Source organism: Paraburkholderia sp. GAS448 (assembly GCF_050435685.1).
GTDB lineage: Bacteria > Pseudomonadota > Gammaproteobacteria > Burkholderiales > Burkholderiaceae > Paraburkholderia.
The window spans coordinates 1-15,544 of record NZ_JBNDKT010000049.1 but is presented as its reverse complement, the minus strand read 5'-3'; the positions used below and the strand labels follow the sequence as shown (position 1 = coordinate 15,544).

Genomic DNA, 15,544 nt, shown 5'->3' with positions numbered 1-15,544 from the left:
CCTGTATCGGTCTGCAAACACGGGCACGAAGCCTGGAGGAGACGGAATGAACAGCAAAAGAAAGGTCGTGACCGGCATGGTCGCCGCGCTGGTGATGAACGGCCTCGTCGCGCATGCGGCTGAGCCGCTGAAGGCCAACGTGATTCACTGGTGGACCTCGGGCGGCGAGTCTGCCGCGATCCGCCAGTTTGCGGACGCCTACAACAAGGCCGGCGGGCTATGGGTCGACAATGCGGTGGCCGGCGCCGACCAGGCGCGCTCGACGGCGATCAACCGCATCGTCGGCGGCGATCCACCGACGGCCGCGCAGTTCAACACATCGAAGCAGTTTCACGACCTGATCGATCAGGGTCTGCTGAACAACGTCGATGCCGTGGCCGCGAAGGAGAACTGGAACGGCATCTTTCCGGAATCGATCCTGAACAGCATCAAGGTGAATGGGCATTATTACGCCGCGCCGGTCGACATTCACATGCAGAACTGGTTTTTCTATTCGAAGCCAGCGTTCCAGAAAGCGGGCATTGCGGGCGAGCCCAAGACCTTCGATGAATTCCTCGGCGACCTCGACAAGCTCAAGGCGGCGGGCCTGATCCCGCTCGCGCTTGGCGGTCAGGCGTGGCAGGAGAAGATCACCTTCGACGCGGTGCTTACCTATGTCGGCGGCACGGATCTGTACATGAAGGTGTATCGGGACCGCGATGTGAACGCCGTGAAATCGCCCGCGTTCAAGAACGCGCTGACCACGTTCAAGCGTCTGCACAACTACGTCGATCCGGGTTCACCTAACCGCAACTGGAACGATGCGACGGCGCTCGTGATTTCGGGCAAGGCGGGCGTGCAGATCATGGGCGACTGGGCGAAGGGCGAGTTCTCCGCGGCGAAGCAGGAGGCGGGCAAGGACTTCGGCTGCTTCCCGGGCTTCGGTCCGCATTCGCCGTACATGGTCGCGGGCGATGTCTTCGTGTTCCCGAAAACGGACAATCCCACCGCTATCAAGGCGCAGAACCTGCTCGCAACCGTCATGACGTCGCCGGAAGCGCAGGTCGCGTTCAGCGCGAAGAAGGGCTCGATTCCGATCCGCCCTGATGTTGACACGTCGAGCCTCGACATCTGCGCGAAAGAGGGCATTGCGATCATGAAGGACAAGTCGCGCCAGTTGCCTAATCCGGAAATGCTGATTCCGCCGGACGTGCAAGGTGCGTTGCAGGACGTGATCACCAACTTCTGGAACAAGGACCAGTCGGCCGACGATGCGCAAAAGGCGTTTGCCAGCGCGCTGAAAGGATGAGCGTAGCGATGCGCGCGCTCCCATCGCGACGCAGGCGGTTTCCGCTGACCGCCTGGGTCGCGATGGTGCCGATGCTGTTGACGGTCGTCTTCGCGTATCTCGGCACGATGTTGTGGACCGCACGGGTCTCGCTCAGCAATTCGCGGACGTTTCCTTCCGGCGACTTTGCGGGCGCGCTGCAGTACGTGCGGCTGTTCCACAACGACCGCTGGCTGCTGTCGCTGCAGAACATCGTGATCTATGGCGCGTGCTTCATTGTCGCGTGCATGGTGATCGGCTTGTTGCTGGCGATCTTCATCGATCAGCGCGTGGTAGCGGAAGGCGCGTTGCGCACGGTGTTCCTGTATCCGTATGCCATGTCGTTCGTCGCCACGGGCCTTGTGTGGCAGTGGATCCTGAACCCGCAGCTCGGCGTGCAGGCGCTGCTGCTCAAGATGGGCTTCGCGCATGCGCGCTTCGACTGGATCGTCGATCAGGACTGGGTGATCTATACGATCGTCGTCGCCACGGTTTGGCAGGCGTCGGGGCTCGTGATGGCGCTCCTGCTGGCGGGCCTGCGCGGTATCGACGACGAGATCTGGAAAGCCGCGCGCATCGACGGCATTCCGCGCTGGCGGGTCTACGCGAGTATCGTCGTGCCGATGCTGGGGCCGTCGCTGTCGACCGCGTTCGTGCTGCTGTTCGTGATGGTCGTGAAGCTCTATGACGCTGTCGTTGCCATGACGCAGGGTGGTCCCGGCACCGCCAGCGAAGTGCCCGCGAAGTTCATCATGGACTATCTGTTCGGACGCGCGAATATCGGGCTGGCATCGGCTGCATCGATCGTGCTGCTTGCCACCGTGCTCGCGATTCTTGCCCCGTTCTTCTATGTCCGCAGCCGCGCCGCGTTGCGAAAGGACGTCTGATGAACACGTCTCGCTCTCCTGGCAAAAGACGCTTCACACCGGCACGTATCGGCGTGTACGCGTTTCTGCTTACCGCCGCACTGTTTTTTCTGCTGCCGCTCTATGTGATGCTCGTGACGTCGGTCAAGCCGATGTCCGAAATCCGCCTGGGTAACCTGCTGTCGCTGCCGGTGCACCTCACGCTTGAACCGTGGAGCACGGCCTGGCAGTCTGCCTGTACAGGGCTCGATTGCAATGGTATCCAGGTCGGCTTCTGGAATTCGGTGCGTATCGTCGTACCGAGTACGATCCTGTCGATCCTGATCGGCGCGATCAATGGGTACGCGCTATCGTTCTGGCGTCCGCGCGGCGCGGGCGCGCTCTTCGCGATCCTGCTGGTGGGTGCGTTCATTCCGGTTCAGGTGATGGTGTATCCGCTGGTGCGCGTGCTTGCCAGCGTACATCTCTTCAGTTCGCTGCCGGGCATCGTGGTGATTCATACGATCTTCGGCATGCCGGTGATGACGCTCCTGTTCCGCAACTATTACGCGTCGATTCCGCTCGAGCTGTTCAAGGCGGCGCGCATCGACGGCGGCGGCTTCTGGCGCATCTTTCTGCAACTGATGCTGCCGATGTCGGTGCCGATCATCGTTGTCGCGGTCATCATGCAGGTGACGGGTATCTGGAACGACTTCATACTCGGGCTGGTGTTCGCCGGCACGAAGAACCTGCCGATGACGGTGCAACTGAACAACATCATCAACACGACAACCGGCGAGCGGCTCTACAACGTGAATATGGCAGCGACGATCCTCACGTCGATGGTGCCGCTCGCGATCTACTTCATCTCGGGCCGTTGGTTTGTACGCGGCATTGCTTCCGGCGCGGTCAAGGGCTAACGCATGTCCAACGTTTCGAATGTATCGATCCGCAATCTCAGGATCCAGCTGGGTGCGAATGCCGTCATCGAAGCGCTCGATCTCGAAGTCGAGCCCGGCGAATTTCTCGTGCTGCTCGGTCCTTCCGGATGCGGCAAGTCCACGCTCCTGCATAGCATCGCCGGCCTGATCGACGTCAGCGACGGCACCATCGAAATCGGCGGGCAGGATATGACGTGGGCGGATCCGAAGGATCGTCGCATTGCCCTCGTGTTCCAGTCGTATGCGCTCTATCCGACGATGAACGTCGAGCGCAATCTGTCGTTCGCGTTGCGGATCAACGGCACGCCGAAAGCGGAAATCGAACGGCGTGTTACGCGGGCGGCGGACATGCTGCAACTCGGACCGCTGTTGAAGCGCCGGCCGGCGCAACTGTCGGGCGGACAGCGTCAACGGGTGGCGATCGGCCGCGCGATCGTGCGCGAGGCCGATGTGTTTCTGTTCGACGAGCCGCTGTCGAACCTCGACGCGAAGCTGCGCACCGAACTGCGCCGCGAGTTGAAACATCTGCACCGGCGACTCGGCGCAACGATGATCTATGTGACGCACGACCAGGTCGAAGCGATGACCCTCGCAACCCGCATGGCCGTGATGCGCGGCGGCGTGATCCAGCAGATCGGCACGCCCGCGCAGATCTACGCGAAGCCGGTGAACCTGTTCGTTGCGACGTTTCTCGGCTCGCCGCCGATGAATCTGCTGAAGGGGCACCTGGAGCGGCGCGAAGACGGCGTGTGGTTTCGCCATCCGCATTTCGAACTCGACGTGTCGCACTATCCGTTCAGGACGCTGCCCGACGTGAATGCCGCCTGCGTGCTGGGCATCCGTCCGGAGGACGTGAAGGTTGGCGCAGGTTGTGCGTATCAGGGAACGGTTTCGCTGGTCGAGCCGATGGGCAACCATCGCGTCATGTGGGTCGATTATCATGGCGCCCAGATCGCGTCGATCGTGCAGGACAAGATGTCGATCGCAGTGGACGAAGTCGCAGCGTTCTCACTCGATGGCGAGCATGTGTCGCTGTTCGACGAGGCGGGCGGCGCGCGTCTTTAGCGGTATTGCACCGCATTGAGTGCACCTGGATCAACGGAGAATACGTGGCCACCCTGAAAGACGTCGCGGCACTGGCCGGCGTTGGTATGTCGACGGCCTCGCGGGTAATCTCCGGCAAAGGCCCGGTATCGGCCGACGCCGCCGCGCGTGTGCAGGCAGCGATCGAGCAGCTGAACTTCCGACCGTCGTCGATCGGCCGCGCGATGGCGACGCAGTCGCTCGGCATGATCGGCCTCTTCGTGCCGACGTTTTTCGGCTCGTATTACGGCACGATCCTGAAGCAGACCGATACCGAACTGCGCGAGGTCAACCGCCACGTGGTGGTCGCGACCGGCTGCGGCGAGTCGTCGCCGCGCGAACTGGCGCTCGAGGCGGTGCGCTTTCTGATCGCGCGCGATTGCGACGGGGTGGTGGTGGTCAGCCACGATCTGCATGACGAAGATCTGGTAATGCTGCATCGGATGCATCCGAAGATCGCGTTCCTGAACCGCGCGTTCGACGAGTTGCCGGAGGCGTCGTTTTGCGCGGACCATCAGCGCGGCGGCGCGCTTGCCGCGCGCACGCTGATGGAGCACGGGCATCGCGATATCGCCGTGATTTCGGGGCCGTTTACGGCGTCGGACAACGTTGCGCGGATCGACGGCTTCTTCGCCGAGCTGGCGCGGCATGGCATCGATCGCGCTTCAGTGTCGCTCGTCGAGTCGGATTTCTCGCATGAGGGTGGCTACGCCGCCGCGCAGACGCTGCTCGATTCGAAGCGACGCTTCACGGGTCTCTTTTGCGCCAACGACACCATGGCTGTGAGCGCGCTGTCGCGTCTGCAGCAGGCGGGTGTTTCGGTGCCGCACGACGTGTCCGTGATCGGCTACGACGACGACTATTCCGCCGCCTACACCGCGCCCGCGCTGACTTCGGTGCATATTCCAACCGCCGAACTGACGCAGAACGCCGTTCGCTGGCTGGTGAACCAGTGCTACGGCACATCGTGGGACATCCTCCGCGACTTTCCACTGACGGTGACGATGCGGGCATCGGTCGCAGCGCCGCCGCAGGTCTGACGCGCGTGGTGCGTCACGGCTGCCATGACGGGCCGTCTGGACGGGCCAGCTGACGCTGGCCGTGCGCAGTTGCAGACGCAGCAGGTTCAGAAGAAGCCGAGCGGCTTCTCGCTGTAGCTGACGAGGAGGTTCTTCGTTTGCTGGTAGTGGTCGAGCATCATCTTGTGGTTCTCGCGACCGATGCCCGACTGCTTGTAGCCGCCAAACGCCGCGTGCGCCGGATACGCGTGATAGCAGTTGGTCCACACGCGCCCTGCCTGGATCTGCCGGCCGAAGCGATAGGCGCGCGTGCCGTCGCGGGTCCAGACGCCGGCACCGAGACCGTAGAGCGTGTCGTTGGCGATCTCCAGCGCTTCTTCCTCGGTCCTGAACGTCGTCACGGAAACGACCGGTCCGAAGATCTCTTCCTGGAAGATGCGCATCCTGTTGTGGCCACGGAACACGGTCGGCTTCACGTAGTAGCCCTTGCTCAGCTCACCGGCGAGCGTGTTGCGCTCCCCGCCGATCAGGCATTCCGCGCCTTCCTGCCGGCCAAGATCGACATACGACAGGATCTTCTCGAGCTGCTCCTGTGAAGCCTGCGCGCCGATCATCGTCTTCGTGTCGAGCGGATGCCCCTGCGTGATGGCAGCAACACGCTTGAGCGCGCGTTCCATGAAGCGGTCGTAGATCTTTTCGTCGATCAGCACGCGTGACGGGCACGTGCACACTTCACCCTGATTCAGCGCGAACATCGCGAAGCCTTCGAGCGCCTTGTCGAAGTAGCTGTCGTCGTGGTCGATCACATCGGCGAAGAAGATGTTCGGGCTCTTGCCGCCGAGTTCGAGCGTCACCGGAATGATGTTCTGGCTCGCGTACTGCATGATCAGCCGGCCGGTCGTCGTTTCACCGGTGAAGGCGATCTTGGCGATGCGTTTGTTCGACGCGAGCGGCTTGCCGGCTTCCAGGCCAAAGCCGTTGACGATGTTCACGACGCCCGGCGGCAGCAGGTCGTGGATCAACTCCATCAGCACGAGAATCGACGCCGGAGTCTGCTCGGCGGGCTTGAGCACGACGCAGTTGCCGGCGGCCAGCGCGGGCGCGAGCTTCCATACCGCCATCAGGATCGGGAAATTCCACGGAATGATCTGGCCGACCACGCCAAGCGGTTCATGGAAGTGATACGCCACCGTGTCGCCATCGATCTCGGAGATCGAACCTTCCTGCGCACGCACACAGCCCGCGAAGTAGCGGAAGTGATCGATGGCGAGCGGGATGTCGGCGGCCATCGTTTCACGCAGCGGCTTGCCGTTGTCGATGGTTTCAGCGACGGCGATACGCTGCAGGTTCGCTTCCATGCGATCGGCGATGCGGTTCAGGATGTTCGCGCGATCGGTGGTCGAGGTCTTGCCCCAGGCGACCTTCGCGCGATGCGCGGCGTCGAGCGCGAGTTCGATATCGGCTTCGCGTGAACGGGGGATCGACGTGAACGGCTCGCCGGTGATCGGCGAGATGTTGTCGAAGTATTCGCCACCGACGGGCGCCACCCATTCGCCGCCGATGAAATTGCCATACTGCTTTTTGTACGGGAATTCGACGTTGAGAAACTGCATGTCTGCGTGATTCATGCCTGACTCCTCCAGTAATTGTGTGACGGATGCGATGTGGCGCAAACGCGTTGCGTGGAACAGGCTAGCCGCCCGGATGCGCTTCATCGTGAGTCCACACTCAGCGAGAACCATGCCATTCGATAACGAGCCGACGACGCAAAGGCCGTCCTGAGCGGATCGGGTCACATGGCGTTCGGGAGGACTGCGCAGCGACGTGTCAGGTGTCTTCTTTAGCAACACAAACGGCGTGCGATGTATCACGGTGCAACACCGTGACGGCGGCTACGGTCGCTGGATAACGCTCGCGTCGCCCCTTCCTTTGACGGCCGGCCGCCTCGAAACCGTATCGACGCCAATGGCACGCGATTTGCCTTGATGGGTGCGCAGCCATGCTGCGAAAGACCAGACGAGGGCGCCGCACGGCATCGCGTCAACTACTCAACAGGGAGACAAGCATGAAAGCACATTCAGCTTCGACGACGCGAAAGAGGGCGCTTGCGATGAGCGTCGCCGTCGCGGCCGGTCTGGCGCCCGGATCGGCCGTATTTGCAGACGCCTATCCGCCCGTTACCTACGAGCGACTGAGCTCTGCACAGGCGGATCCCGGCTGGCTCACGTACTACCGCACCTATAACGGCCAGGCGCATTCGCCGCTCAAGGAAGTCAACACGTCCAACGTGAAGGATCTCAAGCAGGTGTGGAGCTACAAATTTCCCGCCGACCTGCAGCAGGGATTCGAAGCAACGCCGATCGTCAACGGGCGCTTCCTGTTCGTGACCACACCCAAGGACAACGTCTACGCATTCGATGCGACGACGGGCAAGCAGTTGTGGAAATACGAGCCCAATCTCGGCCCGGAATCGTTCAAGACCGCCTGCTGCGATGTGATCAATCGCGGTGTGGCGCTGTATGGGAAGAACGTCTATGTCGCGATGCTGAGCGGTGAGGTCGCGGCGCTGGATGGGCAGACCGGCGCAGTCGTGTGGAAGAAGCAGATGTTCGAGCCGGGCATCGGCTATGCATTCTCGCTCGCGCCGCTCGCCCTCGACGGCGCGCTGGTGGTGGGCAGCGCAGGCGGCGAGTATGGTGCGCGCGGCTTTATCGCCGCGCTGAATCCCGACAACGGCAATGTGCTCTGGAAGCGCTTCACGGTGCCCGCAGCGAACGAGAAATACGGCGACACGTGGCCTAAGGGCATGCAGGAACATGGCGGCGCGCCGGCCTGGCTCACGGGCACGTACGACCCCGCATCGAAGACGCTGTACTGGGGCGTGGGCAATCCGGGGCCGTGGCTTGCGGACCTGCGTCCGGGCGACAACCTCTATTCCGATTCCCTGCTCGCGCTCGATCCGAAAACGGGCGATCTCAAATGGCACTACCAGTACACCAAACACGACAGCTGGGACTATGACGGCGTCAATACACCGGTCCTTGCGAACATCAAGTACAAGGACAAGGACTACGACGCGATCATTCACGCAGACCGCAACGGCTTCTTCCACGCGATCGATCGCACCAACGGCAAGCTGATCTATGCAAAACCGTTCGTGAAGGCTTCGTCGGTGACGGGCTATACCAGCGAAGGCGCGCCGATCCAGGACGACTCGAAGTATCCGAAAGCGGGCACGACGATCGAGACGTGTCCGAGCTTCCTCGGCGGCAAGAACTGGTGGTCGCTTTCGTACGATCCGGAGAAGCATCTCGCTATCGTGCCGACACTGCACGCGTGCATGTCGCTGTCGGGCAAGGCGGTGAATTTCATGGAGGGCTTGCCGTATCTCGGCGAAGGCTTCGAGATCAAGCCTGAACCTGGCAGCAAAGGCTACGGCGAGTTGCAGGCGATCGACGTGAACACCGGCCAGAAGGTCTGGAGTCACTGGTCCAAACTGCCGTGGAACGGCGGTGTCGCGACCACTGCGGGTGGCGTGGCGTTTAGCGGATCGCTCGACGGCCACCTCTATGCCTTCGATGAAGCCACCGGCAAGGTCCTCTGGCAAAGCCCGAAGCTGGCCAGCGGGGTCGTCGCGCAGCCGGCGGTGTTCGAAATCGACGGCAAGGAGTATGTCGCGATTCTCGCGGGCTACGGCGGCGCCAATCCCATCTGGGGCGGCCCGATGGCAAAGGCGGCGGAGAAGGTGCCGCGCGGCGGCACGCTCTACGTATTCGCGCTCAACCACGGCTGATCCTTGCGGCATGGCCACGGCGCCGCGGTCTCGCAAGCGGCCAGGCCGTGGCAGCCGGGCTTACATCGGAAGCAATGTCATGAAAACACGACTCAGATTCATTACATGGGCCAGCCTCGCCATGGCGGGCGTCCCGTTCGCATCAGGCGTAGCGACCGCGGGCGTGCGCGTCTGCACCTTTCCCGGCAGCCCGTCGACGGCGCTCGATCGGGCCGTCGCACGCGAAGCCTTCAAGACGGCGGGCATTGCGGCTTCGCTTGCTGCGGGCGGCTTCGACGGCAGCGACGACGACGGCGTCTCGGTCAAGGAACTCAACGAGGCGCTGCGACACAGTTGCGACGTGATCGCGGGATTTCCGCGCTCGACGGTCGCGGATGGCTCGGGCAGCAAGTTGTTGTTCTCTCGGGGCTATCTGCGCTCAGGCTACGTAAGCGTGACGAAGAAGAATCCCTCTGCGGCGCAAGCAGCCGCTAATGTGGTCGCCGCCACGTATGCGAGCCCGGCGCAGTTGATCGCCGTGCAGCAGCGCGACGTCGCGCTCGATATCGAGAACACACCGGAGCTCACCGTCGATGCGGTCGTCAAAGGGCATGCACGGAGTGCGATCGTCTGGTATCCAGCAGTGGTGGCTTATACGGCAAAGCATCCAGAGCAACAGTTGGACGTGGCAAGCACCACATCGCCGTACGCGGACTGGCATCTTGTGTTTGCCTTCGGCGCGAACGGCGCGTCGATACGGCAACGCATCGATACCGCGCTGGACAGAATGGCCGCCGACGGCCGCCTGGCTGAACTTACGCGCAAATGGGCACTGCCCGATTCAACGCAGGCAGGCCAACCGTCGCAGTCTTCATTTGCCTACCGAGACGGACCGGCACATGGCGGCGTGAGTGCGTTGCGCGCGCAACTGGCGAGTGCGGGAGCCCGACAGCAAGGCGGGTTTATCAAGGTCGACGCGAGCTCGCCTGCCGGAGCGCCGTCGTTCGACAGTGCCCAGGTCGCGCATGGCAAGAGTCTCTATTCGGGATCGTGCGCGAAATGCCATGGCGCGGAGCTTCAGGGGGTCAATGCGCCGGCGCTGAAGGGGCCAGCTTTTGCACCTGCAGCGAATGCGCATCTGACGATCGGCGGTGTGTTCGGCTATATGGCTTCCAACATGCCGGCCGATCGTCCCGGCAAGATGAAACCGCAGGACTACGCGGACATCATGTCGTTCCTGTTGTACTCGAATGGCTATCAGGCCGGCAGTTCGAAGCTGACCGCAGACAGTGCCCGCGCGTCTTCGACGCCGCTCAACGCGGGTACGTCGCACTAGCGAAAGGCGGGGTACCTGCCGGATGCCGGCGGTCGGGTACTTCGCGCAGGGGCGATTCAAGGCTGGACTGTCAGGCGCGTTTGCCTTTCCGGGTTTTACGGGAGGGTACACGCGCCGCTTTGTTTGTCATTCCAGCCAGCCGCGCTGGCGTGCGTGATCGAGAAAACGGTAGACGTCGGCGGCTAGATCAGAGGCGCTGAACAGATCTTCCAGTTCATCGATGATGTCATCGAGCTCACGCGTACCGTCGCAACGCGCGAGTATTTCGCCGGCGCTCGGATTGAGGTTGATCGATCCCTGGGGATAGAGGAGCACGTAGCCATCCTGCGCGAATTCCCGGTGCAGTCGGAATAGGGTTCGCAGACGCGGGCGTTGGCTCGTGTTGCTGTCGGTGTTCGGCGAGTTCATACGGGGTACGCCTTGTCGATAGACCCGCACATTGGCAAGGGGCATCGCGCCTGAAGTGTCAGGACGCCGCTACGTCCGCTTAAAGCACACGAAGCGGCGACGTTCGCGCTACTACGTCAGCGTGTCGCGATGTACATCGTGATCTCAAAGCCGAAGCGAAGGTCGGTGTACGTAGGGGTGGTCCACTGCATGACTGTCTCCTTGGTGAAGTGCGTATGACGGACCGCATGTGAAGAGCGGCCGACGGTTTAAACGCAAGCTCTGTGCCGAAGGGCGAAGCACGCAAGGTAGAACTCTTTGCAGCCATTCGATCGGGCAACGGATTCCTGCGAGGAAATGGCGCTGCTCTGAAAATGCCGAGACGAGCAGAGGAGAACCATCGCGGGTTGTTGCGCAATGACGCAGGGGTGCCCAAAAACTGAACAGTAGTGAGACAGCCCTGCAAGTTGAGGGATTCCCCGGCTCAACGCTCAGCCATGACGCACCCGAGGCTCATCGAGGTCGACGGCTTCGGGAGACACGGCCGCATTGATATACTAAATACAAAACGTGAGCCATTCGCCGGGCGCGAGTGCGCAGGCAAGCCGGCGGTGCCAACACGACGTCGGAACATATAAAGGACGGTGCATGTCGTCAGAACTTCAAGCGGGGACCGCGGCTTCGCCGCTGGCCTTGTCACTCCAGCCGATCAACGCAGGAGCGAGCCTGCGCGACCGCGCTTACGCGATGCTGCGCCAGGCCATCGCCGATGCGGACATCTATCAGACGCGTGAAGAGATTCGCCTCGACGACCGTGCGCTGAGCGAGTCGCTCGGTGTGAGCCGCACGCCGGTTCGCGAGGCGATGACACTGCTGGAACAGGAAGGTTTTCTGCGCACCGTGCCGCGTCGCGGCATCTACATCGTGCGCAAGAGCAAGCGCGAAATCGTCGAGATGGTCCAGATGTGGGCCGCGCTCGAAAGCATGGCCGCACGCCTTGCCACGCAGAACGCAACGGACGAGGAAATCGCGCGCTTGCGGCACATGTTCGACGATTTTCGCGAAGCCACGCCCGCTGAGCACATCGCCGAATATTCGAATGCCAACATTGCATTCCACCAGGCGATTGTCGAGTTGTCGAAGTCGCAGATCATTCTCGACACGATCAAGAACATCTTCATCCACGTAAGGGCAATCCGGCGTCTGACGATTTCGCAGAGCGATCGCGCGTCGCGGTCGATCGTCGACCACATGCGTATCGTCGAAGCGCTCGAAAAACGCGATACGGAGCTTGCCGAACGGCTGGTACGCGAGCACTCGTTGAATCTCGCCGAATTCATCAGCGCGAATTGCGACTTTCTGGACTGACCGACGCGCGCTCGTGATGAAGGTCTGCGCCGGTCGTCCCCCTGGGCGCCGTGTGTGGACCCATCCGGCAGCGCGTATGTCGCTGCCGGATGCCAGCCGAATCTTTCTTCCACGACAATCCGCAAGTGCCGCCCGCATCGCTCAGGTCACGCGCCCGCGAGTGCTGGCAGACCCGGCTCGTCGGTCGGATACGACGTGCGTGCAAATTGTCTGTGGACGCGCGGCGCAGCAGGCGCTTCGGCGGCTGCGCCGGGGCGCGTCGGCAGCACGTCGGGGGTATGCGCAGTCTTTATCACCAGGATCGCTTCGCTCAGGAACTCGGCGCTATATGCGTTGAGCAGATGCGACTGATGCGATTCGATGTACGCGCTGATCCGCGCCTTCTCGCCTTCTATCGACGCGAGGGTGTTCAACGTTTGAGCATCCCAGCGAAACCGTAAGCCCAGTTCAGCGAATGCAGTGTTGTAGGCGCAGATCTGCGCATCGATTGCGCGCTCGTAAGCCGCAAGTTGCCCATCGATGTGTACGTTGTCCATGTCCTTCTCCGTTGCGATGACCGTATGGGCAGAGTAGGCCGACGAAACGATAGATGATAGTTAAAGATTTTTTCATAAATCATAAACGCTAACTTATGAGTAGGTGGCGGTCTCCAGCAACGCCTCCAGGACACACAACGGACTTGTAGATCGCATGATATGTGATATACAACATAAGGAATATTCAAAGAGTGCTGAGGCGCAGCCATCCGCCCGCCGCAATGCGTCGAATGCGGCGGAATGAGACGGCCCGCCGTCCGACGATGACAAGTGGGGAGACGATGTGATCATGCCAACTGACGCACAAGCGAATACCCGTCCGGAGCCGCTCACCCTGGCGCTGGCGCCGATCAATGCTTCGATATCATTGCGCGACCAGGCTTACGCGAAGTTAAAGCAGGCCATCGCCGAAACGGACATCTACCGTTCGCGCGAGGAAGTGCGTCTCGACGAAAAGGAACTCACCGAGGCGCTCGGCGTGAGCCGCACGCCAGTGCGCGAAGCGATGACGCTGCTCGAGCAGGAGGGCTTTCTGCGGACTGTGCCGCGGCGTGGCGTGTACATCCTGCGCAAGACGAAGAAAGAGATCGTCGAGATGATCTACATGTGGGCGGCGCTCGAAAGCGTCGCTGCGCGTCTTGCGACGCTCCGCGCATCGAGTGAGGACATTGCAGCGTTGCGACGCATGTTCGACGACTTCGGCGAGGCAGCGCCGAACGAACACATCGAAGAATACTCAGACGCCAACATCGCGTTCCATCAGGCGCTAGTCGAGTTGTCCGGCTCGCGGATCATCGTGGATACGATCAAGAACATCTTCATGCATGTGCGCGCGATCCGCCGGATGACGATCGCGCAAAGCGACCGGGCCTCGCGCTCGATCGTCGACCACATGCGCATTATCGAAGCGCTCGAGCGGCGCGATACCGAACTGGTCGAAACACTCGTACGCCAGCACTCGGTCGAACTCGCGCTATACGTCGAAGCCCACTGCGACTTCCTCGACTGACGCCAGCGCCGGCACGCCAGTGACCGGTCGGGCGGTTGTCCCGCTCTCTATTCGCGTCGCACGGATGCGAGGTGAGCGCCTGCCCGAATATCCGCGCCGGATCATCCCCCGCGTGCCCGGCCAGGCGAGGCGTCACGCGCCACCCGCCCCAGGACTTTCCCTTAGTCAGGATTGTTGCGTCGCACAGCGCAAACCGGGACCCGCGCTTGAAATTCGACGTCTCGTGGGCGTTCCGCAGCGCAGCATCACACCGCTGCCTGAAAAATACGCTTGACTAATATTGTGTGTGGAATATTGTATATCACGAGAAACGCACAACGCCCCGAAGAGGAGGAGACGTCATGGCAGATGTAATTGAGACGATGCCGCAAGCCACCGCCGCACAGGACACGCCGGAAACGACTGACGGGTTTCATCTCGTCATCGATGCCCTGAAGCTGAACGACATCAATACGATTTTTGGACTGGTTGGCATCCCGATTACCGATCTCGCCCGGCTCGCGCAGGCCGAAGGCATGCGCTTCATCGGTTTCAGGCACGAACAGCATGCGGGCAACGCAGCCGCGATCGCCGGCTATATGACGAAGAAGCCAGGCATCTGCCTGACGGTCTCCGCACCGGGCTTCCTCAACGGCCTGACGGCGCTGGCCAACGCCACCACCAACTGCTTCCCGATGATCCTGATCAGCGGATCGAGCGAACGCGAGATCGTCGATTTGCAGCAGGGCGACTACGAGGAAATGGATCAGCTGAACGCGGCGAAGCCTTACGCGAAAGCGGCTTACCGTGTGCTGCACGCCGAAGACATCGGCATCGGCGTGGCGCGCGCGATCCGTGCGGCTGTGTCCGGCCGTCCCGGCGGGGTCTATCTGGACCTGCCCGCGAAACTGCTGGCTCAGACGATGGAAGCGGCGAAAGGGCAGAAGTCATTGGTGCGTGTCGTCGACGCGGCGCCGCGCCAGATTCCGGCGCCCGATTCGGTCAAACGTGCGCTCGACCTGCTAAAGGGTGCAAAGCGTCCGCTGATCCTGCTCGGCAAGGGCGCGGCCTACGCGCAGGCCGATGCGGAAATCCGCGCGTTCGTCGAAAAGACCGGCATTCCCTATCTGCCGATGTCAATGGCCAAGGGCCTGTTGCCGGATACCCATGCGCAATCGGCTTCGGCGGCGCGCTCATTCGTGCTGGCGGAGGCCGATGTCGTGGTGCTGATCGGCGCACGCCTGAACTGGCTGCTCTCGCACGGCAAGGGCAAGACCTGGGGCGCGCCGAAGCAGTTCGTCCAGATCGACATCGCGCCCACCGAAATCGACAGCAATGTCGCGATCGCGGCGCCGGTCATCGGTGATATCGGTTCCTGCGTGTCCGCGCTGGTAGCGGGCATCGATTCGAGCTTTGGCAAGCCGTCGGCCGAATGGACCGGCGCAATCGCGGAGCGCAAGGACAAGAACCTCGCGAAGATGGCGGCGACGCTCGACAGGAACCCGTCGCCGATGAATTTCCACAGCGCACTGCGCGCGATCCGCGACGTCCTGAAAACGCGGCCGGATATCAACGTGGTCAACGAAGGCGCCAACACGCTGGATTACGCCCGCAGCGTCATCGACATGTATGAACCGCGCAAGCGTTTCGATTCCGGCACGTGGGGAATCATGGGCATCGGGATGGGCTTCGCGATTGGCGCGGCGGTCACGAGCGGCAAGCAGGTGGTGGCGATCGAAGGCGATAGCGCATTCGGTTTCAGCGGCATGGAACTGGAGACGATCTGCCGCTACGACCTGCCGGTGTGCACCATCGTGTTCAACAACAACGGCGTCTATCGCGGCACCGATGTGAACCCGACCGGCGGCAAGGACCTCGCGCCTACCGTGTTCGTGAAGGGTGCGCGCTACGACAGGATGATCGAGGCTTTCGGCGGCATCGGCCATCACGCGACGACGCCCGA

Annotated in this window: 14 protein-coding genes; 10 read left to right on the top strand and 4 right to left on the bottom strand. The window is 62.0% G+C overall.

Features of this window, described 5'->3' with window-relative positions:
• The first annotated feature begins 46 nt into the window (after nt 1-46).
• From P3T23_RS41970 to P3T23_RS41950, 5 genes are read left to right on the top strand one after another with little or no spacing between them, the layout of a single operon-like run.
• Entirely contained in the window at nt 47-1,288 is a 1,242-nt protein-coding gene (locus tag P3T23_RS41970; RefSeq protein WP_429321947.1) for an ABC transporter substrate-binding protein, read from the top strand.
• An 8-nt stretch (nt 1,289-1,296) separates the two neighbouring features.
• Nucleotides 1,297-2,193: a carbohydrate ABC transporter permease gene (locus P3T23_RS41965; RefSeq protein ID WP_429321946.1), complete on the top strand. Its 897-nt coding sequence runs from the start codon at nt 1,297-1,299 to the stop codon at nt 2,191-2,193.
• Complete coding sequence (locus tag P3T23_RS41960; RefSeq protein ID WP_429321945.1) at nt 2,193-3,071, top strand: carbohydrate ABC transporter permease; 879 nt, start codon at nt 2,193-2,195, stop codon at nt 3,069-3,071. Before P3T23_RS41965 ends, P3T23_RS41960 begins: the two co-directional genes overlap by 1 nt.
• A gap of 3 nt (nt 3,072-3,074) precedes the next feature.
• On the top strand, nt 3,075-4,157 hold the full coding sequence (locus P3T23_RS41955) for an ABC transporter ATP-binding protein (protein WP_429321944.1): 1,083 nt from the start codon (nt 3,075-3,077) through the stop codon (nt 4,155-4,157).
• 44 nt (nt 4,158-4,201) lie between these two features.
• The gene (locus P3T23_RS41950) at nt 4,202-5,215 is read left to right on the top strand and encodes a LacI family DNA-binding transcriptional regulator (RefSeq protein WP_429321943.1); all 1,014 of its coding nucleotides are present in this window, start codon (nt 4,202-4,204) and stop codon (nt 5,213-5,215) included.
• Nucleotides 5,216-5,301: 86 nt separating this feature from the next.
• Here the strand turns inward: P3T23_RS41950 and adh are convergent, their stop codons facing one another.
• Nucleotides 5,302-6,822 (bottom strand): aldehyde dehydrogenase, encoded by a 1,521-nt coding sequence (adh, locus tag P3T23_RS41945; RefSeq protein ID WP_429321942.1) that lies wholly within the window; start codon nt 6,820-6,822, stop codon nt 5,302-5,304.
• 437 nt (nt 6,823-7,259) lie between these two features.
• Between adh and P3T23_RS41940 the strand changes: the two genes are divergently transcribed.
• Nucleotides 7,260-8,987 carry a methanol/ethanol family PQQ-dependent dehydrogenase gene (locus tag P3T23_RS41940; RefSeq protein WP_429321941.1) on the top strand — a complete coding sequence of 576 codons (1,728 nt, stop codon included), beginning with the start codon at nt 7,260-7,262 and terminating at the stop codon, nt 8,985-8,987.
• Nucleotides 8,988-9,066: 79 nt separating this feature from the next.
• Nucleotides 9,067-10,302 (top strand): c-type cytochrome, encoded by a 1,236-nt coding sequence (locus P3T23_RS41935; protein ID WP_429321940.1) that lies wholly within the window; start codon nt 9,067-9,069, stop codon nt 10,300-10,302.
• 126 nt (nt 10,303-10,428) lie between these two features.
• Here P3T23_RS41935 and pqqD read toward each other — a convergent pair whose 3' ends face one another.
• Entirely contained in the window at nt 10,429-10,710 is a 282-nt protein-coding gene (gene pqqD, locus P3T23_RS41930; RefSeq protein ID WP_429321939.1) for a pyrroloquinoline quinone biosynthesis peptide chaperone PqqD, read from the bottom strand.
• Nucleotides 10,711-10,826: 116 nt separating this feature from the next.
• Complete coding sequence (gene pqqA, locus P3T23_RS41925; protein ID WP_133664020.1) at nt 10,827-10,901, bottom strand: pyrroloquinoline quinone precursor peptide PqqA; 75 nt, start codon at nt 10,899-10,901, stop codon at nt 10,827-10,829.
• Nucleotides 10,902-11,337: 436 nt separating this feature from the next.
• On the opposite strand from pqqA, the gene P3T23_RS41920 reads away from it, so the two are divergent.
• Nucleotides 11,338-12,057: a GntR family transcriptional regulator gene (locus tag P3T23_RS41920; protein WP_429321938.1), complete on the top strand. Its 720-nt coding sequence runs from the start codon at nt 11,338-11,340 to the stop codon at nt 12,055-12,057.
• 146 nt (nt 12,058-12,203) lie between these two features.
• On the opposite strand, the gene P3T23_RS41915 is transcribed toward P3T23_RS41920, so the two are convergent.
• Entirely contained in the window at nt 12,204-12,593 is a 390-nt protein-coding gene (locus P3T23_RS41915) for a hypothetical protein (protein ID WP_429321937.1), read from the bottom strand.
• A 289-nt stretch (nt 12,594-12,882) separates the two neighbouring features.
• Here P3T23_RS41915 and P3T23_RS41910 point away from each other — a divergent pair, with 289 nt between their 5' ends.
• Both P3T23_RS41910 and oxc read left to right on the top strand, forming a co-directional pair.
• Complete coding sequence (locus P3T23_RS41910; RefSeq protein ID WP_429321936.1) at nt 12,883-13,602, top strand: GntR family transcriptional regulator; 720 nt, start codon at nt 12,883-12,885, stop codon at nt 13,600-13,602.
• 341 nt (nt 13,603-13,943) lie between these two features.
• On the top strand, nt 13,944-15,544 hold a 1,601-nt coding region (oxc, locus tag P3T23_RS41905; protein ID WP_429321935.1), incomplete at its 3' end, for an oxalyl-CoA decarboxylase.